At 39.0% G+C, this 22,602-nt stretch carries 15 protein-coding genes and 1 pseudogene; 9 read left to right on the top strand and 7 right to left on the bottom strand.

Annotated elements, in window-relative coordinates; genetic code table 11:
• The first annotated feature begins 378 nt into the window (after positions 1–378).
• A complete protein-coding gene (locus TW85_RS11070; protein WP_084616245.1) occupies positions 379–1,806 on the top strand; it encodes an APC family permease in 1,428 nt (475 codons plus the stop codon).
• A gap of 304 nt (positions 1,807–2,110) precedes the next feature.
• Entirely contained in the window at positions 2,111–3,505 is a 1,395-nt protein-coding gene (locus TW85_RS11065) for an aminotransferase (protein ID WP_046017178.1), read from the top strand.
• Between the two features lie 204 nt (positions 3,506–3,709).
• Here TW85_RS11065 and hisD read toward each other — a convergent pair whose 3' ends face one another.
• From hisD to TW85_RS11045, 4 genes are all read right to left on the bottom strand, one after another.
• On the bottom strand, positions 3,710–5,029 hold the full coding sequence (gene hisD / locus TW85_RS11060) for a histidinol dehydrogenase (RefSeq protein WP_046017177.1): 1,320 nt from the start codon (positions 5,027–5,029) through the stop codon (positions 3,710–3,712).
• A 213-nt stretch (positions 5,030–5,242) separates the two neighbouring features.
• Positions 5,243–6,721: an aldehyde dehydrogenase gene (locus TW85_RS11055; protein ID WP_046017176.1), complete on the bottom strand. Its 1,479-nt coding sequence runs from the start codon at positions 6,719–6,721 to the stop codon at positions 5,243–5,245.
• A 71-nt stretch (positions 6,722–6,792) separates the two neighbouring features.
• Entirely contained in the window at positions 6,793–8,631 is a 1,839-nt protein-coding gene (gene aspA / locus TW85_RS11050) for an aspartate ammonia-lyase (RefSeq protein WP_157196931.1), read from the bottom strand.
• Between the two features lie 157 nt (positions 8,632–8,788).
• Entirely contained in the window at positions 8,789–9,733 is a 945-nt protein-coding gene (locus TW85_RS11045; protein WP_046017175.1) for a LysR family transcriptional regulator, read from the bottom strand.
• A gap of 192 nt (positions 9,734–9,925) precedes the next feature.
• Here TW85_RS11045 and TW85_RS11040 point away from each other — a divergent pair, with 192 nt between their 5' ends.
• Both TW85_RS11040 and TW85_RS11035 read left to right on the top strand, forming a co-directional pair.
• Positions 9,926–10,627 carry a hydrolase gene (locus tag TW85_RS11040; protein WP_084616243.1) on the top strand — a complete coding sequence of 234 codons (702 nt, stop codon included), beginning with the start codon at positions 9,926–9,928 and terminating at the stop codon, positions 10,625–10,627.
• A 592-nt stretch (positions 10,628–11,219) separates the two neighbouring features.
• Complete coding sequence (locus TW85_RS11035; protein WP_046017174.1) at positions 11,220–13,571, top strand: EAL domain-containing protein; 2,352 nt, start codon at positions 11,220–11,222, stop codon at positions 13,569–13,571.
• On the opposite strand, the gene TW85_RS11030 is transcribed toward TW85_RS11035, so the two are convergent.
• Positions 13,561–13,812, bottom strand: coding sequence for a cysteine-rich CWC family protein (locus TW85_RS11030; protein ID WP_046017173.1), 252 nt, complete (start codon positions 13,810–13,812; stop codon positions 13,561–13,563). The genes TW85_RS11035 and TW85_RS11030 overlap by 11 nt on opposite strands.
• A 203-nt stretch (positions 13,813–14,015) precedes the next feature.
• Between TW85_RS11030 and TW85_RS11025 the strand changes: the two genes are divergently transcribed.
• Both TW85_RS11025 and TW85_RS11020 read left to right on the top strand, forming a co-directional pair.
• Positions 14,016–15,038 (top strand): hypothetical protein, encoded by a 1,023-nt coding sequence (locus TW85_RS11025; protein ID WP_046017172.1) that lies wholly within the window; start codon positions 14,016–14,018, stop codon positions 15,036–15,038.
• A gap of 268 nt (positions 15,039–15,306) precedes the next feature.
• The gene (locus TW85_RS11020; protein WP_046017171.1) at positions 15,307–16,308 is read left to right on the top strand and encodes a DUF2804 domain-containing protein; all 1,002 of its coding nucleotides are present in this window, start codon (positions 15,307–15,309) and stop codon (positions 16,306–16,308) included.
• 30 nt (positions 16,309–16,338) lie between these two features.
• Here the strand turns inward: TW85_RS11020 and TW85_RS11015 are convergent, their stop codons facing one another.
• On the bottom strand, positions 16,339–17,934 hold the full coding sequence (locus tag TW85_RS11015; RefSeq protein ID WP_046017170.1) for a sigma 54-interacting transcriptional regulator: 1,596 nt from the start codon (positions 17,932–17,934) through the stop codon (positions 16,339–16,341).
• 354 nt (positions 17,935–18,288) lie between these two features.
• Here TW85_RS11015 and megL point away from each other — a divergent pair, with 354 nt between their 5' ends.
• Positions 18,289–19,518, top strand: a complete 1,230-nt coding sequence (megL, locus tag TW85_RS11010; RefSeq protein ID WP_046017169.1) for a methionine gamma-lyase — start codon at positions 18,289–18,291, stop codon at positions 19,516–19,518.
• A gap of 116 nt (positions 19,519–19,634) precedes the next feature.
• Here the strand turns inward: megL and TW85_RS11005 are convergent, their stop codons facing one another.
• The gene (locus TW85_RS11005; RefSeq protein ID WP_046017168.1) at positions 19,635–20,609 is read right to left on the bottom strand and encodes a haloacid dehalogenase; all 975 of its coding nucleotides are present in this window, start codon (positions 20,607–20,609) and stop codon (positions 19,635–19,637) included.
• Between the two features lie 356 nt (positions 20,610–20,965).
• On the opposite strand from TW85_RS11005, the gene TW85_RS11000 reads away from it, so the two are divergent.
• Positions 20,966–21,544: a hypothetical protein gene (locus TW85_RS11000; RefSeq protein WP_046017167.1), complete on the top strand. Its 579-nt coding sequence runs from the start codon at positions 20,966–20,968 to the stop codon at positions 21,542–21,544.
• A gap of 112 nt (positions 21,545–21,656) precedes the next feature.
• Positions 21,657–22,601: pseudogene (locus TW85_RS25950) on the top strand (IS481 family transposase).
• Position 22,602 lies beyond the last annotated feature (1 nt).

Here is a 22,602-nt window from a genome sequence, read left to right as displayed (position 1 = left end):
AAAAAGTTAAAGCCAATAGACTCGCCTCTATTGGCTTTTTTATGTCTAACCTAGGGGCTTTTTAACTTTCTATTAGATTTTAACGAATAAATTGGCTGGTAAAGAGTAGGTTATTTGGATAAAAAATATTTATGCAGCAAAGTGATTTTTAATATTTTAATAATAAAGCAAGACTACGTACTCTTAATTTATCAGCAAAAACTGATACAAAGCACTCTTTAGCGCTAATCCACTAAGATTAAACAATGACATGTCATCTTTGATAAGGATTCAAAAAATAGTAAGAAGAGCCTAATTCGTTAACAAGTAAGTGAACAACAGGCTTTAAATTTTAATAGCCGAGTCAAATAACAATAAATACTCTCTTTGGAGCGAAAGATGTCAAACCCCACCACCTATGGTAATGCCAATCAGGCTAAAACAGATACATCAAAGCCAACTGGCTTTAATAAAATATTAGGTTTAGGTTCGCTGTTAGCGGTCGCTATTGGTTTAGTTGTGTCTCAAGGCGTGATGGTACTCATGCTACAGGGCGCGGGCATTGCTGGTTTAGGTTTCATAATACCTTTAGCCATTGCCTACTTGCTTGCAATTACCTATGTCATGTCTTTTTCAGAACTATCCTTAATGATCCCAAGAGCAGGAAGCTTAAGTACTTATACCGAAGCCGCTATTGGCCATTTCCCAGCTATTTTAGCGGTTTTCTCTGGTTACGTCGTCGTTGCCATGTTCGCTCTATCTGCCGAACTCTTATTGGTCGACTTCATCATTGAGAAAATTTATCCGGGTATCTTCCCTCAATACTCAGTTGGTTTTGGTTTATTAGCCATCTTTACCTTCTTAAACTTAATGGGATTAGATGTTTTCGCCAAGCTACAAACCACACTAGCCTTTGTAATGGTTGTTGTCCTCTTGGTACTTGGATTATCTGCTGTAACTGAAATCTCAGCACCTCACAATCAAAGCATAGACTTGGTCTCTAACTGGAATCCACTGGGTGCAGAAGTGCTTACCCTAGCTGCATTAGCTATTTGGGGCTTTGTCGGCGCAGAATTTGTTTGTCCGCTAGTGGAAGAGTCAAAAGATGCGAATAGAAATATACCTCGCTCTATGATGATAGGTGTGACCATTATTTTCATTACTATCACTCTATATTGTCTTGGTGCTTTGCTTTATATACCAGCTGATGATTTAGCTAATTCAACACTGCCTCACTATGACTTTGCCCAAGCGGTATTCGGTGATGTTGGTTTAATGTTTTTAGCCATTGCAGCTATTACAGCAACTTGTAGCACGGTGAATACCTCATTAGCGGCAATACCAAGAATGCTTTATGGTATGGCAAAAAATGGTCAGGCATTCCCTCAATTCAAAACATTAACAAAGGAAAAGAAAACCCCTTGGGTCGCTATTGTCTTTGTCGCTTTAATTACAGGTATTCCTATGCTGCTGTTAAGAAATCAGCCTGAGTCTATCGGTTTACTTCTTATTTCAGCTGCGATTGCTTGGTTGTTGGCTTATATCATCACCCATATCAACGTTCTTGTATTACGCAAACGTTATCCAAGTATCGCCAGACCTTATAAAACACCTTTTTACCCTATCCCTCAGATTGTTGGTATTTTAGGAATGCTTTATGCCATTTATTATGCCTCACCAGCACCAGAGTTAAGTGCTCAAATATTTGGTGCCGCGGGTGTGGTACTTGGTCTTGTGACCATCATTGGTGTTCTTTGGGTGAAACTGGTCATGGGTAAACCCCTTTTCAAAGCCACAGACATTGATGAAATTCTCAAGCAAAAATAGCTTCGCCTAAGTATTAAGTGAACTTTAATACTAAACCCGTAAACATAATGTTTACGGGTTTTTCTGTTTTTATACGCTCACTTTGCTCTCACCAATGTACTTCTTCCACCTTCAAGATCTCCTATACTTTTAAAGCGCACATAGTTAGTCAGGGCTTTGTAGACTCTTAATTACCGTCATTCCTTGCATAGGTTTTTTTAATATTTAAGTAAAATTTTTAATATTTTATTTATACCTAACAAATGCCTACCTTAGAGAGATCAGAAAAAAGAATAATAATTTTCATTGAGGAGTAATCTCGAAAATGTCCAATACAAAAAACATCAATATGAAGCAAGTGTGGCAACAAGATAAAGATCACTATGTTCACCCTTGGACTGACTTTTCAACCTTCAAAGAGCAAGGCTCTATGATCCTCGCTGACAGCGATAATGTGCATGTAGTGGATGGTGAAGGTAAACGCTACCTAGATGGTATTGGCGGACTGTGGTGCGTCAACATAGGTTATGCACGCGAAGAAATGGCACAAGCCATTGCTGATCAAATCATGAATATTCCTTACTATTCTTCATTCGGTCATCACACGACAGTTCCTGCGGCACAGCTTTCTGCCAAACTTGCAGAACTTGCGCCTGGTAACTTGAATCATGTCTTTTACGGTTGTGGCGGCTCTGTTGCCAACGATACCGCGGTTCGTATTATCCACTTCTACTTTAATCAGCTAGGTAAAAAATCGAAGAAGAAAATCATCTCTCGTATTGATGGTTACCATGGTAGTACTTATATGGCCATGTCAATTACTGGCGTCAAGTTTGACCACATTGGTTTTGATATTGAAGAAGAGCTTGTACACCATATCTCATGCCCTAATCCTTATCGTCGTCCAAATGATCAAAGTATCGAAGACTTCTGCGATGAGAAGATTCAAGAGCTAGAAGATAAAATTCTTGAATTAGGTCCAGATAACGTTGCTGCATTTTTTGCAGAACCTATCATGGGTGCTGGTGGTGTTATCGTACCGCCTAAGGGTTATCACAAACGCTCTTTAGAAGTGTGCCGTAAATATGGCGTTCTTTATGTATCAGATGAAGTGGTTACGGCCTTTGGTCGTTTAGGCCATATGTTTGCATCTGATGATGAGTTTGAGATAGTGCCTGACATCATTACTTGCGCAAAAGGCTTAACCTCTGGCTACCTTCCTTTAGGTGCCACCATAATGTCTGATGATATTTACGATGTCATCAGTGTGCCACAAGAAGACGGCGCCTTATTTACCCATGGCTATACCTACTCTGGCCACCCAGTTAGCTGTGCGGCTGCAATCAAAAATATTGAAATTATAGAGCGTGAACAACTTTGCGAGCACGTGATGGATATGGGGGCTTATTTCGAAGAGCAAGTTAAATCACTAGGTGACCTTTCTATTGTTGGGGACGTGCGCGGTCGTAAATTTATGATGTGCATTGAGAATGTTGCCAATAAAGAAACCAAAGAGTTAATCAACCCTGATGCTGCTGTGGGTAACCGAATTGCAGACCACTGTCAGGCTCGCGGTTTGATTGTCCGTCCATTGGCGCATATGAACGTATTGTCACCACCACTAACGCTTACAAAAGAGAATGTTGATTTCCTAGTCAGTACCTTAAGAGAAAGTATTGAAGCCACAACCCAAGATCTAAAACGTGATGGTTTCTTATAAGTTTACAGGCTGAATTACACCCACCAGCCTTATGAGCAGCTTCCCAAGTTGCTCATTTTGGGTAGATGTTCTCCCATCTACCCTTTTTTGTGTCTGAAAAATAGGCTTTTCAGTTATTCTTATCACTCTCCAAACACCTATCTTTATATTTAATAAACACAAAAAAGCGGTGACTAGCACCGCTTTGATAGCGCTTCTACTTCTTTACTTTATTAAGCTATTGCGTTTATCAGATACCGCATTTGCGTGAGCATCAAAACCTTCGTAGCTAGCCAAGACGTGCGCATGTTTTGCCATTTCTGGATAACCACATTGAGTCACATACGCCACGGACATGAACTTCATAAAATCCATCACAGATAATGGCGATACAGTGGCAGCCGCCCCTGAAGTGGGTAAAACAGCATTACAGCCTAAAACAAAGTTACCTAGAGTGCTTGGTGAGTGTTGACCTAATAAAACCTCACCTGCATTACGAATCTTGCCCAAGTATTTCCATGCATCTTGACTTAGAATTTGTAAATGCTCAGGTGCGTAGTCATTAATAAAATCAAAAGCCTGCTCAATATTGTCAGCGAGAATTATGCCCCCCATAGGACCTGTTAGCACTGTCTTTGAGTATTCAACCCTAAGCTCACTCATAGCTAACCAATGCTGAGGAATAGCTGATAATGCTTCTTGCGCCACTCTAGATGAGGTTGTCACTAAATAGGCAGAGGAATCTGGCCCGTGTTCTGCCTCAATCAATAAATCCATAGCAGCCAGTGCGCCATCAACACTATCATCTGCAAACACGATAGATTCCGATGGACCCGCTGGAATACCTGGGTCAATCAGGCTGGCTAGCACTTGCTTTGCTGCTATCATCCATGGACTACCCGGCCCGACAATCTTGCTGCATTTTGGTAATGTATCCGTACCATACGCTACCGCTGCCACCGCCTGTGCACCACCGCACTTATATACCTGATTGATGCCATTTTCTTTTGCAGCGACCAAAGTTGCAGCATCAACACGTCCGTCAGGCCCAGGCGGTGTTAGAATAACCACTTGCTCAACCCCAGCCACAACCGCCGGAATGGCATTCATCATGAGTACGGATGGAAAAGACCCCTTACCTCTTGGCACGTAACAAGCGACAGAAGGAATCGCCAAATACTTTTCACCAACATAACTACCACTTCGAACTTCTTGCATCACCATTTCTTGAGGTTTTTGCGCCTCATGATATTGACGTATGTTGTTAGAGGCGTATTTGATTGCGGCTAATGTGTCCTCATCGACCTGAGCTTGGGCATCAAGAAACTCTTGTTCTGTCACTTGAATTGTCTCTAGACTTAAACTGGCACCATCAAACTTTTTTGTATACTCAATGAGAGCCAAATCACCCTCTTTCTTAACCCTTTCAATAATGGGCCTAACTTGATCTATATAAAGGCTTAAGTCAGCCTCTGTTCGCATTAATAGAGATTGTCTTTTTGCTGAGTCAAGCTCATCAAGCTGCCATAAATTAATGTTTTGCATGTAATAACTCCAAATTAAATGAATCTCAAAACAGGCGTCACCGCATAGGTGAAACGACTAAAAATTGGGGGGGAATAAAATTAGAAAAGAAAGCCAAGCTATCAGGCTATAAAGCTCAGCCTTGATTCATCTTGATAAAAAATTACTCATAGTTTCTAAATAAAAAAAGCACAGAGGGAATCAAACTCTGTGCTTCTTTTTTACTAATACAACCTAAGCAAGCTTGATCCAAGTGGTTTTTAACTGAGTAAATTTTTCAAGTGCATGAAGCGACAAATCACGACCAAACCCTGACTGCTTGTAACCGCCAAATGGTGTCGAAAAGTCTAGAGCATCCATTGTATTCACGGAGACTGTACCTGCTTTTAGTTTCGCAGATACTTTATGTGCTCGGTTTAAATCTTGGGTCCAAACAGAAGCTGCCAATCCGTAAATGGAGTCATTCGCTATCTTGATAGCCTCTTCCTCTGAGTCAAACCCAATAATGGCAGCCACAGGACCGAAGACTTCATCTCTCGCTATGGCCATTTCAGGGCTCACATTATCAAAGATTGTTGGCGCCACTACGGCAGTACTCTCATCACCTAAACCACCTGTTACCAAGCTTGCTCCTTGTTCAAGGGCTTGAGAAATACAAGCTCTAACATTGCTGGCATGTTGTTGGTCAATTAAAGCACCTACTTGGGTATCTGCATCAAGCGGATCACCAACCTTCATTGATTTTGCTTTTGCTACAAACTTGTCTAAGAAAGCCTGCTTAATACTAGATTGAACAAGAATACGTGAATTTGCCGAGCAGACCTCGCCCTGATTAAAGAAGATACCAAAGGCTGCATGCTCTACAGCAGCGTCTAAATCACAATCAGCAAAAATAAGGTTTGGACTTTTACCGCCAGTCTCTGGCCAAACCTGCTTTAAATTGGAAGCAGCAGAATAGCCCATAAATAATTTACCCACTTGAGTAGAGCCAGTGAAAGCTAAGCAATCGACATCTTGATGAAGACCCAAGGCTTTACCCACTATGTGTCCGTGGCCTGTTACGACATTTAAAACACCATCTGGCAAACCTGCCTGTTGAGCAAGCTCAGCGAGTTTTAATGCGGTCAATGGTGATTGCTCAGCAGGTTTAAGTACCACAGAGTTACCACTAATTAACGCTGGTGCGAGCTTCCATGCTGCGATATCAAGCGGGAAGTTCCATGGCACAACAGCAGCAACCACACCAACAGGTTCACGTGTAATCGTGGCAACATTGTTTTTATCTGTCGGCGCTACTTCACCATAGAGTTTATCGATCGCTTCAGCGTACCATTCAAAGCAAGCAGCTGAACCCGGTATATCGACATTCATAGCGTCTTGCACTGGTTTGCCTACATTTAGGCTCTCAAGCAAAGCTAACTCTTCATGATTTTCCATAATCAAACTGGCAAGCTTCTTTAAAACAGCCTTTCTTTCTGCCGGCGCTTTATCTGCCCAAACGCCATCATCAAATGACTCCCTAGCCGCTTTTACTGCAGTATCTACATCAAGTTCGGTACAAGCAGCCGTTTGATTTAGTCGCTCACCATTTGCTGGATTAATTGTCTCATATACACCTTTATCACTGGCATCAACAAAACGTCCATTAATAAAAGCCTGATGTTTAAGCTCAATCTTTTGCTGTAGATCTAACCAGTCTTGTTTGTTTTTCATTCTTTTTCTCCAATCAGGACACCTTGCCCGACATAGGTTCTATTAAATAGTTTTAGTCTAATTTTATGGGATCAAACTAACTGCATTGCTTCTTTAACACGCATTTTTCGGGGTGCTGTCATATTCTCTACACTGAGCACGTCATCCAAAGCTTGCTCAGATAACAGACCTTCAGCCAAAATAAGATCTCTAACACTGGCACTTTCATCTAAGGCTTGTTTAGCAATTCGAGTAGCATTCTCATAACCTATGAATGGGTTAAGCGCTGTGATGATGCCAATACTGTGATTAACCGTGTTTAAGCAATGCTCAACATTTGCGGTTATCCCCTTGATACATTTTTGCGATAAGGTTGATACAGCGCGAACCTGTAATCGTAAAGACTGCAAAACATTAAAGACGATGACAGGCTCCATAACATTGAGCTGTAATTGCCCTGCTTCACTTGCCATTGTAATCGTGATGTCGTTCCCAATAATCTGAAATGCAACTTGATTGACCATTTCGGGTATCACAGGGTTAACCTTGCCTGGCATGATTGAGCTACCTGGCTGCATAGCGGGCAAGTTGATTTCTTGTAGCCCAGCTCTTGGACCACTCGACATGAGCCTAAGGTCATTGCAGATTTTAGATAACTTGACAGCATTTCGCTTAAGTACGCTGGAAAAGGTCACAAAAGCGCCCATGTCAGACGTTGCTTCAATGAGGTTTCTTGCCCTGACTAATTCTTTTCCTGAAATACGACATAGCTCTTCAATGGCCAAACTGGAATAATCAGGGTCAGTGTTTATCCCTGTTCCTATGGCAGTAGCACCAAGGTTAATCTCTCTAAAGTATTCAATAACATCTTTCACTTCCGAGATGTCTTCTTTCATGGTGAAGTACCAAGCATCAAACTCTTGACCTAGCGTAATAGGCACAGCATCTTGCAGCTGAGTGCGCCCCATCTTGATGACATCAGAGAACTCTACAGCTTTCTGTTTCATCTGATAGCAAAGATCTGATAAAGCATCCACATAGTCCTGATGACTTAGCAAGATAGCTAAACGTATCGCAGTGGGGTAAGCGTCATTGGTGGATTGAGAAAGATTCACATGATTATTCGGGTGTAAATACTGATACTCCCCTCTTTTATGCCCCATGATTTCTAACGCTCTATTGGCAATCACTTCATTAGCATTCATATTCGTTGATGTGCCCGCGCCTCCTTGAATCACATCAACGACAAAATGCTCATGCCATTCACCCCCTATGATTTCATCACACGCTAGTCCAATAGCATTTTTATGCTCTTGTGAAAGTAGTCCCAACTTATGATTAGCATTAGCCGCCGCCTTTTTAACCATAGCAAGCGCGCTAACAAGTTGAGGAAAATGCTTAACCTTGATGTCAGTGATAGCAAAGTTTTCTTGGGCACGTAGGGTTTGAATGCCATACAATGCACTTTCTTCAACCTGTCGAACCCCAAGTAAATCTTTTTCGGTACGAAATGTTTGTACATCTAAGACCTGAGCATTCAAACGATTCATTTCTAATTTTAGAAAGGCATGACTTAAGAGTGCTGTATTTTGGTTTATATCCAACCAAGTGGATAATGCCTGACGTTTAATACTGACAAATGACGCTGACTCACTCACAACACAAATATTACGTAATGCAGTGTCACTATCATCGCCGATGAAGGGGTTACAAAGTGAAGGGGAATCTAAATGCTTTTGAATGTCCTGATATATCAGCTGACACTGCCCAGATACAAGCAAAATAACATCTGAGCTTAATAAGTCATGTTGGAACATTTCTCCTTGCTTTAATTTTTGCGAATGAAAGAGCTGTACCAGCTTATCAAACTCTGATTTGTTCAAAGTATCGCAAGGTAAAACCGATTTAATTATTTTTTTTAGGACAGTCATTTTTTAATCCATTGATATAGAGGGTTAAGCGCATTTACCTCGAAGTCAGTAAATGAACATATCTATAACAACAGATTAAAAAGCCCCAATGCATATGTAAAATATTTAATTTAACTTTCCTGCATAAAAAAAACTTATGCAGGAAAGTTAAACAAGATTATTTCAAGTTTTTATAAAGACGCTTATCGGTAAACACTGAGTCTGTAAGCTCACTCGCTCTTTCTTTTAACATTTCAATAAAGGCATCTGCCACAGGTGTCAGCCTAAACTGAGCAACCTTTGCTACACCTAACCTCAGTGGTCGTAAATTATCTGTTAAAGGAATAGCAATCAGTTGAGAGCCATCTAAGGCTAGGTTTGTTGCAAGTGGCGTATTAAACAAGGAATAACCAAAACCATTACCAACTAAACCTCGTACCATGCCCAAGGACTGTGCTCGATAGGCAAAATTAGGTTCAAGGTCTTGGCTTAAAAATAGCGAATAGAAATAATCTCGGCTCATAGGCCAATCCAACAGCACCATTGGATATTCAACGAGTTCTTTTAGGCTTAATGTCTCTCTTTGTGCCAATGGGTGATCTTGAGACAAGATAGCATAAGGTGGAAACTCTACAATCGGCTCGAATTCGATCTCAGCGGGAATTTGCATATCATAGGTTAAAGCAAGTTCATAACGGCCATCAATCAAGTCTTCAATAATGTCTTTGTGATGGCTTTCATCACATTGAACACTTGCATCAGGGTAGGTTTCCACAAACTTTTTCATTAAAGAAGGTAAAAGTATTGGGGTAAAAGTGGGAAAGCCAACAATTCTCAGAGTACCAGCAACATCTTCACCGAGAGTATTCGCATAATGCCCTAACCCTTCGGCATCAGCTAAAAGCTGCTTCGCTTTAAGGATAAATTGCCTACCTGCAGGCGTTAAGGAAAGACCTTGAGCATGATGTCTAACAAAAAGCTGTAAACCTGTCACATCTTCTAAGTGTAAAATGGCAGAAGAAATAGATGGCTGGGAAACAAATAAGGTTTCTGCTGCTCTGGTTACGCTATTAAATTCACCCGCTTTTACAAAGTAACGCAGTTGCTTCAAGGTAAAGTTCATTATTATTTTTCCTACTTTAAATAAGTCATATCTTTTTAAATAAAATAATCTAATCCAATTTAGTTTCAAGAACATTTTTTCAAATACAGAATTTTGTTATCAATAAATCAACAAAGAGTCTCGAATATAGGTATATATCACTTTTAAACCAACAATTAATATGACCTCACATTCAAAAACGAGGTTTAACTCATGAAAATTTTCAAATCTATTGTTAAAAATACTCTCTTCACAGTCGCATTATTAGGCTTAGCCAGCCAATCATATGCGAATAAATACAGCGAAGTATTAACGCCAGATAATGCCGTTCTAGCCATGATAGATCATCAAACCGGACTTATGGTGGGAGTAAGAGATATGAACCCTGCCCAGCTAAAAAATAACATTTTAGGCCTAACTAAGATGGCTAAGGTATTGGACTTACCAAGCATTGTAACCGCCAGCTATCCGCAAGGGCCTAACGGACCTGTAATGGGAGAAATTAGCCAAGTACTCACTGATGCAAAAGTGATTAACCGACAAGGTGAAATCAATGCTTGGAAATCACCTGAATTTAGAAAGGCAATTAAAGACACTGGACGTAATAAAATCATCATGGCAGGCATAGTGACTGATGTATGCCTTATGTTTCCTGCCATTTCAGCCGTTGCACAAGGCTATGATGTCTACGCGGTTGTTGATGCATCTGGTACCTGGGATAAAGTTAGCCGTGAAGCTGCGATTCATCGTATGACACAAGCTGGCGTAAAAGTAGTTACTTGGGCCTCTGTACTCGCGGAGATTATGGATGACTGGAGAAGCCCTAAGGGTCAAGAACTTGGTGCTGTACTAGCAGAACATACAAGTTATGGTTATGTGTATCAAAGCTTTATCGCAAATAAGAAATCTAACTAAGCAACTAAAATCAAGCTGGAGCCAGAGAAGGTTTCAGCTTGAAACTTTATCTAAGAGAGGTCTTATCAAAATAAAGTCTATATCAATACCTTTTCTCCACTCTCATCTATTACCACTCCTTCAATGGCAAGACTATCTCTCTACCCACCTCCTCCAATAATAGTGGGCACTAGGAAGTTTTCGAAAGTAATGAAGAGGCATTTAATTTTTAATCTAGACTAAACTTAGCCAAGGCTTGAACTTAATATTTTAAGTAGAACCAAGCTAATCAGAGCAAGTTACAGCCACAAATTGCTTACAAACTAAATTAGGACTTACTTATTAATTTCATACACTTAGTAACAATAGGTGTCTTTTTCATTAAAATGAAAGCATGAATTTTCTGCTAGAAATAATCTTGGTAAAATTTCGTTTTATAAATCACAAAAAACTACAATTGGCCAAGTTAATATAAATTTAATCAGAGAAAAAAGGTTATACTTATAGAGATAGAAGTAATCATTTTTATCTAAATATTATAGCTAATGGATTTGTTAAATATGTTGATTGATGGTAACGCGCATTTTATGAATAAATTAGTGCAGATCATACAATGCTAATATCAGCCAGACACTTAGTGGCCTTGCTCGTCCTTGTTTTATATTCCTCTCTTTCCTTAGCAGAGACGGTTAGCATTCATCTCAAGTGGTATCACAAGTTTCAGTTTGCAGGCTATTATGCCGCCTTAGAACAAGGTTATTTTGAAGATGAGGGACTGGATGTCCAGCTCATTGAAGGCGGCCCTCATAAAAACCACTTACACCAACTTATTAATAACTCTAGCCAATATGCTGTACTTGGTAGCGAATCAATCAATTCACTGGCTCTTGGTTCGCCCGTCATTATTGTTACCTCCATTTTTCAGCATGCTCCTGAAATCTTGATGACTCGTCTAGAAGACAATGTTCAAGATATAAAAGAACTCAAAGGTAAAAAGCTAATGCTGGCTGATGCGGCGTTGGCAGGCCAAATTGATGCCATGTTAAATAAAAATGGTGTCCCTTCCACCAGCTACTCCAAACACCCTTATGATGGTGATGTTAACAAGCTCATTGATGGTACTGTTTTTGCCATTTACGGTTATATTTCAAATGAGCCATACCAGTTAGCCGCTCTTGGACAAAAGGTTAAAATACTCTCACCACTTGATTATGGTATTGATTTTTATGGTGACAGTTTAGCGACAACCCAATCTGAACTGAATAATCACCCTAATCGTGTAGCATCCATTCGCCGTGCTGTTATTCGAGGTTGGAATTATGCCATCAAACATCCAGATGAAACTATTAGACATATTTTGTCGCTTGAAACACTCAACCCTAAACCCTTTGATTTATTACACCAACAATTTGAAGCTCAAAAAACAATAGAACTAATCGATTCAAAAAAAATTCCTCTTGGTTATACCAGCCCAGATCGTTGGGCCGTTATGTTTGATACCTTTAATGAAGTCACCAATGGTCAGGCTGTTTTCTCAAGAAAGTCCATATACGACGAATTCCATCAGGATAAGTCTTGGATAAGAAACAGTATTATTGGCGCCATATTGGCTTTGCTGATGATAGTTCTCCTCTATGTTTGGAATCGTACTTTAAAAAGCAAGCTTGATTTTGCGATGCAAAAACTTGAGAAAGAGGCATTTGAAGACACATTAACCGGCATGAAAAACCGGTCTGCTATGATGCTTTTCTTCGAAGAATGTCGTACCCGTAATAAAACCAACCACTACCTGGCTATTATTGATATTGCCAAACTGCAAAAAATTAATAAAAGCCAAGGCTTTAAAATCGCTGACGATCTAATAAAAAATGTGGCGGATATCATTAGCCAATATGGTGATAAGCAAAGCCAGTGCTATAGCTTATATGGTGGCAAATTTGCCTTCATTACTTCGGCCCATAGTCAGGATGAATTTAAACAAAACATTGATAATTTGATGAAGCAAATCATCAACAGAATGAAAAATATTAAACTACATTCTGGTGGTATCAAGCTTGATTTCATCTTAGATAATTCAGCTATCGCCACCCGCTTTGAACAAGCACTACAACACTCAAAAGGCTTAAAAACTGACAAGTTAGTTTTTTTCTCAAACACTATCGTTGAAGCAATTGAAGCTAGAGAAAATCTCTTAAACATGGTTGCAGCAGGTATAAAAAATAAAGAATTCATTGCCTATTACCAACCTAAACTTTGCAGCCAAACGGGTGAAATCAAAGGCGTTGAGGCCCTTATTCGCTGGCAGCATCCACAAAGAGGCTTATTGAGGCCTGGAGATTTCTTACCTATTGTCGAAACCTCTAAAGACCTCATGCTTCAATTAGAAAACTATCTGTTCAGTAGAATCATCGGTGAAGCATCACTATTAATCGAACATTTTAATCATTGCCCAGGCTTTCGGATTTCTATTAACCTATCTTCCTATCAGTTTAATCGTGACTTTCTTGTAAAAGAGTTATTGGGAATTTGCCAAAAAAATCAGGTTAATAGCAAGTATATCGAATTTGAGCTTACCGAAAGTAGCATGTTAGAAGACTTAGATTGCGCCATTATCATAAGCAATCAACTTCAAGCGGCGGGCTTTCATGTCGCCCTTGATGATTTTGGCACTGGATATTCTTCTTTAGCCTACTTACAGAACTTACCTGTTAATGTGGTCAAGCTTGATTATACCTTTGTGAAAAAAATCCCCCATGACATTCGCTCTGGCTATGTTGTTGAGCACATCATATTGTTAGCCCATAGACTTGGCTTATCTATTGTGGCAGAAGGTGTAGAGCAAGAAGAGCAGCTGAACTACTTAAAAAGGCTGAAAGTAGAACTTATTCAGGGTTTTTACTTTTATAAACCCATGCCAATTAGTGATGTTATTACCCTTAGTAAAAAATATGATATTAACGAGTAATTAAACCTTTAGCCAAATGATTCAATTTCGTTAGGCAAGCTTGGCAAATGCAAGATTGACTCTGTTCAAGCTCAGAGAAATTCGCCTTATTTCCTTGCAGCTCTTCTAATTTTTCATTTAATTCTGGCGTTTTCTCAGGTAGCGACAATGATTCACACCAGCACGCTTTGCTGCTCATTTGATTAAGGCCACAAGCATTAGTTTGATGACATAAGGGGCAAGTATATTGGTTTGGTGACAAAATTTACGCCTCATTTTTTATAAACCTAAAGTTAGAATCCATTTCAAGTTTTTATTATCTTTACACTATTTTTGAACAGATAAATAGGTGAACAGCTGGTGCATTTTTACTTCGACCAGTTGCATTTTTTGCAACTTCCGCCCATTAGTATACTTGATTAAACTCCATTTCTTTGTCTTATAAGAGCCTTTGAAGAGTTTATGATGAGCAAAGCCATTCCATTACATTTAGGCGAGTCTGCAATTAAGCATGCACCTGTCATTTGTTTAGATAATAATACTCAATGCATTCCGCAGCACTATTTACGATATCAACATACGCTTGCTTCGATTGAAAAACTGATTCAAGAAATTCAGTTTGATACTGAATACCCAATTTTTGTTTGCGAAGATAAGTCTGGCCTCTATCTACAAGTTGGTATTATTGGCTATGACAATTATTTAAACCAAGAAGATCAGCAACATTACAAAATTGTATACGGCCGTAAATGGCGTATTGAGCCACAGCTACCCAGCTCTGAAGTGATCCAGACAGCCTTTTTAGGTTTAAAGAAAGCCCGAGAGCATGAGATTCGTGAGCTCTTTAGGCTATCTCACCAGGATAAAACCAGTACTCCATTTAATAATCATCACGATCTTCCTTTATTAAGCCATGCCCTATCAAATAAGACTGATAAGCATGCGCTTGGACTGAATCAGCAAATAATTCAAAGCGCGCTTGCAAGAATTCAATATGATCACGGTTGCTTTAGGCTAGTTAACTTTGAAGAGAGACAAGTAACTCATCAAGCTCAAGCAAAATTGCAATACCTTGTTGATTTGACCTTCATTCCAACCGATAAAAGCAAATTAGCCGAATTATCAGCCACCCCTTTTACACTCATACTAGATGAAGCAAACATTCATTTGTTACCTCATTATTTAATGCAGTATTTGATTCAGCTTAGCGATAGATATCTAGATGAAAACTTTACTTTCAGAGGTGTTAATCGCTTTAGTTGGCAGCATGATATTGATTTAATTGGAGAGCTTTCTATTCAAGCAAGAGACAAACAGGCAAGCCTTAAAGACCCTAATCTTGCTGATGAAGTAAAGCTTAATAGCTATGAAACGGACAAAACTCGCGTACCTCATCTCAACAATAGTGATTTTGGTATGAGGCTTAAAGAGCGGTTACAAGGCTTTAAAGGCTTAGAGGGGATATTACCTGTTAATTTGGCCTATTAACAATTTGAAAACTTAGCAATAGAAAGTACTGCATTCAAGTAAATTGCCATTAAACGTATCTATATAGGATACAGTACTTATTTTAGTCAGAAGTCAGCTATACATGAGCGTTTTATAGCAAACTATATAGATAATGTATCCAAAGCTTATCTGAAATGAGCTTTGCTATTACAGGTATGTATAAATTGAGCAATTGTACTGAATAATTGATTTTTATATTAGTAAAAGACACTATAACAATGACTAATAATTATTCAGGGACGTTTCAATGTCATATTTGGTTAACAGTAAAGGACAAATCGAATTCGGCTACACAAAAGCGAAAGAAATTAACCATCTTGATTATGACCTCAGAAATGCCATGGATAAACCGCTTTCTCATTGGCGGAAAAAGTTTAAGTTCAATCAGTTCCAATTCATTTCAATCAAGTGCGATGACTTTATCATGGGAATGGCTATTGTTGATTTACAATATGCCAGCAACTGCTTCGTATACCTTTACCACATTGAGAAGCAAACCTTTGAGGAGTTTGATTTCATTCAGCCATTTAGCCTTAAAACAAGAATGTCTTCTCATCCCAACAAAGGATTTTCAAGCATATCTAAAGCGGATAATTTTTTGCAGTTTGAAGCAAAGCATCAAGCTAGATATATTACCTTGAGATTAAAGAATGGCCTTAGTTTAGAGGCTATCATTGATGAAACAAACTCAGACAAAGCCCTTAATCTGTGCTCTAAAGCAGGCTATAACGGTTGGGTTTATACTCAAAAATTGACTGCTCGCCCTGTTCATGGGCAATTAAACTGGCAATCAAAAAGTTACCCTTTAGAAGCAAGAAGAGCTCTAGCAAGCATTGATTGGAGTGCGGGATTTATGCGTAGAGAGACAAGTTGGCACTGGGCTAGTCTCTCTACCTATTTAGAAGATGGCCGACGACTGGGTTTTAATTTGGCTTCCGGCGTAAATGAAACAGGCTTTAGTGAAAACGCTATCTGGTTGGATGATGAATACTACAAAATTGACATGGTTGATTTCAGCTTTGATCGCTACCAAGAGTCTCAAACATGGCACCTTATATCAAATGATGCAAAGCTCGAACTTAGCTTTGAGAAACAAGGCAAACGCGCTCAGAAGATGAATCTCATTCTAATTGCATCTAATTTCAGGCAGTTTTTTGGATACTTTAATGGCTCTATTAAACTAAATAAGGAAACCATAAAGATTCAAAATGCTATGGGCTTAGTTGAAGATCATTATGCAAAATGGTGATAGATCTAGGAAACGTCTGATTAAATACATTTAATCAGACGTAAAACCGTGCTCTTTAAGCTTCATAGCAATCTTATTGTGAGATACACCAAGACGCTTTGCTAATTTACGTGTGCTTGGATAAAGCGGGTATAAACGTGATAATAAATCCACCTCAAATTCAGCTTGAGCATTCGCCCAAGTTTTATCATCTTGTGTTCTAATTCCTTGTCCCTGTAACTTATTATCTATGATTGGCTCCCCATCATACTCAAGTCTCAAATGACTTTTTTTGACACTTTTCATTTCTCCAGCAGCTTGAGCGAGGCTTTGCTTAATATCCTTTAAAGAAAGATACTCTCCTTTGTTAAGAGCAACGAGGCGAAACAATATATTTTGTAGTTGTCGAATATTACCTGGCCATGTGTAGGCATGTAATTCAGCAATTGATGCTTCATCAATCAAAGGTGCAGGCATATTAACTTGAATTGCTGCACTTTGAATAAAGTGCTTAGCCAGTAAAGCAATATCATTTCCTCTGTGCCTGAGCGCAGGTAGAACAAGATTCAAAACATTTAAGCGATAATAGAGATCTGCTCGAAAACGACCTTCTTCGATTTTCTGGGGTAGGTTTTGATGAGTGGCACTTATAATTCTCACATTTACTTTGATTTCGCGATTCCCGCCCACACGCCGAAAGCGATAATCTTGCAAAAAACGTAATAGCTTAGCCTGAAGATAAACCGACATTTCAGCAATTTCATCTAAGAATAAGGTGCCACCATCCGCAAGTTCTAATAAACCGGGTTTGCCACCTTTTTGCGCACCTGTAAAAGCGCCTGATGCATAACCAAATAATTCACTTTCTAATAAGTGCTCTGGCAAAGCCGCGCAATTTAATGCGAGAAATGCGGCATCTTTCTGTTCACTTTCTTGGTGTAGTCCTCTAGCGATTAACTCTTTACCAGTCCCTGTTTCGCCTTGAATTAAAACGGGCAAATGAAGCTGTGCAAAGCGTCTAGTTTGTTGCTTCAAAAGTTTAATCGTTTCAGACTGACCAATTATTTGTTCTAACCCATGCTCCTTTTGTGCCTGCATAAGCGACATTTGCCGCCCTAGGCTATTCATGTCTCTTAGCATCAAGAGTGCACCACGCACTTGGCCTTCTACCAAAACAGGACTTACCTCTGCAATATGGGCATCTTGCTTGAAGACAATACTTTGCTCCCTTCCTTTACCTTGCAGTAATCCATAAAAGTCTTGATCGATAAACTCACTGATTGAGAGGCCTTCCAGTTTAGTATCTGGTAAATCAATTAAATGGATCGCGGCTTGATTCAAGGCTAAAATATTACCCGCTTCATCGAGGTCAAATATTGGGGTTGGGATACGGTTGAGTAAGGTCCTTAAGTGGTTTTCTCGCCTCTCCTGAGGCATAAGCTCTATTTCGTCGCATGACGTGACACCATCAATTAAGTGCACTTGCTCAATGATAAGGGAAGAGTCTTGATAGCTTTCATTCACATGAACATAAGTAAAGCCAGCCGTTACCTCTATTGCTCGAATATCCCACGCGTACTTAGAGAAAATATGCAATATTTCTTGGCTAATACCTATTCTATCATTCGATCTAATTTCTAAACGCATTAAACTCACCGCATTCCAACACCAAATGTCATTTAAATATGACAGCGTAATATTAATATTACAATTAAAATGCACTTTAACCAGCTTAATTCTTCCCTTTCGCCCACTTTTCCGTATAAATTCTTTATAAAATAAACCCTTACGATTAAAAAACAAAATTCTAATTAGTCTAAACTTTCAAGTGTCACTTTTTTATGACAAAAATAATACATTAAAAACCAAAGCAATCTCTAAACCATTGATTAATATAAATTTATATACATTGGCAAGAGAGTTGCTATCTAATAAGGAGATATAAATAAAACAAAAATCATCAGAGATAACAGGTTAACAGTAACCTTAAGGACTATTATCATGGCGAAGAGTAATAATATAGAAACCAAAGCAATTCATGCAGGACGCATAAATGATGAGCAATTTGGTTCATTAGCCACGCCTTTGTATCAGACATCTACTTTCATTTTCGAGAACGCACAACAAGGTGCTGACCGCTTTGCCGGAGAAGAGGAAGGCTTTATCTATAGTCGTCTTGGTAACCCGACAACACGTCAATTAGAAATGCGTGTAGCTGCAATGGAAGGCATGGAAGATGCAGCAGCTACTGCAACAGGTATGGGTGCTGTTTCTGGTGCCTTACTAAGCTATTTGCAAGCAGGCGATCACATGATTGCTTCTAAAGCGATTTATGGTTGCTCTTACGCACTCATCAGCCATATGCTGACTCGTTTTGGCATTGAAGTTACTTTTGTCGATATGACTGATATGGATGCGTTCCGTCAGGCAATTAAAGCAAATACCAAGTTGGTTTTTTTAGAAACGCCTATAAACCCCAATATGGTGGTATTAGATTTAGACGCCATCTCAAACATAGCTAAACAGCACGACCTCATCTCAGTCGTTGATAACACTTTCCTCACACCTATTTTGCAACAACCTGGAGAATTTGGGATTGATATCGTTGTCCATAGCGCTACCAAGTACTTGAATGGCCACGGAGATGTGGTTGCCGGTATTATTTGTGGCACAAGTGAGATGATTAATCACATCAAAATGACTGTACTGAAAGATATCGGCGCAACCATGAGCCCTCACGATGCATGGTTAATATTAAGAGGAATTAAAACCCTACCCATTCGTATGGAGCGTCACTGTCGCAATGCGCAAAGTGTTGCTGAGTTTTTAGAAGAAAATAAACACGTCACTAAAGTCCATTATCCAGGCCTTAAAAGCCACTCAGGAAATACATTCATTGGAAAACAAATGAAAGCGGCTGGCGGTGTCATTGCATTTGAGCTTGATACAGACTTAGCAGGTGGCGCTGAATTCATTAATAGCATGAAACTCTTTTCTATTGCGGTAAGCTTGGGCGATGCTGAGTCTTTAATTCAACACCCTGCCTCTATGACTCATTCTCCTTATACTCAAGAAGAACGTTTAGATGCGGGTATCAGTGATGGCTTAATTCGTATATCAGTAGGTCTAGAGCATGAAGATGATTTGATAGCAGATCTTAAGCAAGCACTTGATTTAATTGACACCCGCTTAAACCTTGTAGGAAAGAATCATCAACAGAACGTTGCCTAATCAAAACCAGATTAAGTTTTATCCCCTTATAAGGTAAAAGTGGTAAGGGGATAAATTTTCACTCCCTATTTGCCTTAGTCATTAGTCATTAGTCATTAGTCATTAGTCATTAGTCATTAGTCACAATTTAACCTAGAAAATTCGCTAACCTTATCAGCATAGTGATAAGCGTAATCGCCATATACAGCTTGAGTACCATCCATACCTGCGTTCTCACCAATAATATAGATTTCATCAAGTGATATACCAGCATCAGCATAAGCGGCTATATCAGTCGTTGCATTACCGTAAGCTCTAACAATTTCAATAGAGAAATTATTCATTAACTGATTTAAATATTCAGTTTTATAAGCTTGTGTATTGCCAGGTATTGGTCCATCACCATAAGGGTTGGTATGTAAATGACCTTGAGGTAGCGCCATATAATCGAACCATTCGCGACTATCTTTACCGACCCAATATGGTCTACCTGTTAAATAAATAATCTGATAGCCTTTGTCTTTGTAAGCTAAGACAGTTTCTTTCGCATAGTAATGGGCATCAGCTTTATCAACACCTAGGTAATCACCTACAGATTCAAAATCATTAAGTGTCAAAGTTCCATCAATATCAAACAAGACTGCTTTACGATTATCAGTAACGACTGAAAGGTAACCATCAACACTCGATAAATCCCCTTCCACAACCATGCGAATTTGATATTCCCCCTCAGGCTTTTGTATTGGAACAAAAACCTTACCATCCGTGTCTGTCGTGTAAGCACCTAGATACTGCCACTGATTCATGCCACTACCATAGATATAAGCATGAACTTTTTCATCCTCTAAGTCTTTGTGAAAAACACGACTATAATCAAATTTACCCACTATTGTCACTGGCTCATCAGCCTTGATTACTTGGTCATGAATAATATGGTAAGGACTATAAAAACCTGATAACAAAGTACTCGCAGTATGGTCAAAAGAACGTTCGGCAGGATAAGTAAAGTTGGGAAGTGCATCCAACACTTCATAATCTGGACAGCTTTCAGCATTAACAAGATGTGAACTGACTAACGTTAAGGCTAACAGTCCATGTTGTAATTTGAGCATTAGCCATTCTCCTTCGATTTTTGAAAGAAAACTCTAATATAAAACCCCATGCACCAGCCATAAATTGACAAAGCTATTTCAAAAAGATCATTTAATGAGCCTAAAAATCAAAACTAGGCAACAATTCTCCTAGAAAGAAACGCTAAAAAACTTGTAAATTTATTCAGTCAATTGAAATAAAAAGTATCGAACTTGAATTCAGGAAGTGATTTCAAATAAAGAAACGCTAAATATACAAGGCTGGCGCGCTCTGGCTCGAATGAAAAGTTAATGCCATAAAAGTGTCACCTCTTTGACACAAAAACTTAATAAGAACTTCGTAATATCTTTGTCATTATTTAACTAGGAAGACAAAAATGAAACGAACTCTTATTAACCTTTCATGTGTACTTGGTACTAGCTTAATTTTAACGGCTTGCGGCACAAGCTCTGTCGATAATACACTCGCTACAAACACTCAAACTGAAGCAGTTGTTTCTCAAAATAACGAAGATTTATACCAAGTTGATCACGAAGGTCGCATCTATTTCTTCGATGATTTTGCTACTTACCAAACCTTCCTACAAGTTGGTGAGACAGCCTATAGAAAAGTACGTATTGGTGAAGGCCCTAGAGGTGAAACTATCGTATTTGGCCTAACTAACGAAGACAAAAAGAAAACCCAAGGTATTGCTTCTGTCGACATGTACGATGGCAAGCTTGAAGGTTCAGCTGGTTTTTATGGCGAGACTCGCACTGAAGAAGGTAGAATCTATGTATTCTCATCTTTAGAAGAAATGACAACTGCTCGCATTGTTGGCGAAGTTCCATTACGCTTCACTGAGATTGGAGCAGGTCCTAAAGGCGAAACAGTTGTTTACGCTTTAAATAGCCAGAACAAAAAAGTAAAACCTGAAGCTTTGATTCAAACATTTAAAGCCAAGAATCAGCTTTAATAATTATTAAGTGTATTATCTCCTAATAGATCTAACGTCTCTATTGGAAAAGAGTTGCCTACTTTGATTAAAGAGCTTAATCACTAATCAAAGAAAATAAGAGGTAACTCTAATGATTCATACTAGCAACCCAATCATCAAACACAAAGCTATTCTGCTTAATCTTGCAGAATAGCTCGGTAAAGTATCAAAAGCCTGTAAAGTCATTGGCGTCTCAAGGGACACCTTCTATCATTATCAAGAGCTGGTAGAAACCGGTAGTATTGATACACTGATGAATCAAAATCGCAGAACACCAAACTTGAAGAATCGTATCGATAGCGAAACAGAAAAACTGTTCTCAAATATACGATTAACCTCCCTGCTCACGGACAAGTGAGAACAAGCAATGAGCTGCATAAAATAGGTGTATTTATCTCACCAAGCGGCACTCTATCAATCTGGCTTCGCAATGATCTAGAGAACTTTAAAAAAAGCACAATGATGAAGCGTGTGGTGAAATAGAAACGATGCATCTAGGCTATCTGGGCTCTCAAGATACCTTCTATGTGGCGACTTGTAAGGTGTTGGCCGCATCTATCAGCATATTTTTGTTGATACCTACAGCAAAATCGCCCCCACTAAACTCTATACAACAAAAACACCAATTACCACTGCAGATATGCTGAACGACAAAGTTCTACCATTTTTTGAAATTCATGAGCTACCAATGCTGAGAATCTTAGCAAGTGAAGGAACAGAATACTGTGGACGAGTAGATTAGCATGAATACCAGCTCTACTTAGCGATCAATGATATCGATCACACAAAAACTAAAGCGATGTCACCTTAAACAAACGGGATCTGCGAACGCTTCCACAAGACGATATTAAATGAGTTCTACCAAGTGACATTCAGAAAGAAACTGTATGTCACGATGGAAGACTTACAAAAAGATCTAGTCGAATGAATGTACTACTATAATAATCATCGAGCTCATCAAGGAAAAGTGTGTTGTGACAGAACGCCAATATAATCATTAGAGGATGAAAAATCTATCTGGGCTGAAAAAATCTAAC

The sequence above is a fragment of the Marinomonas sp. S3726 genome (genome assembly GCF_000967665.1).
In the GTDB taxonomy this organism is placed as follows: Bacteria; Pseudomonadota; Gammaproteobacteria; order Pseudomonadales; family Marinomonadaceae; genus Marinomonas.
Note: the sequence above shows the minus strand (reverse complement) of the source record. Positions and strands in the feature narration are given on the sequence as shown.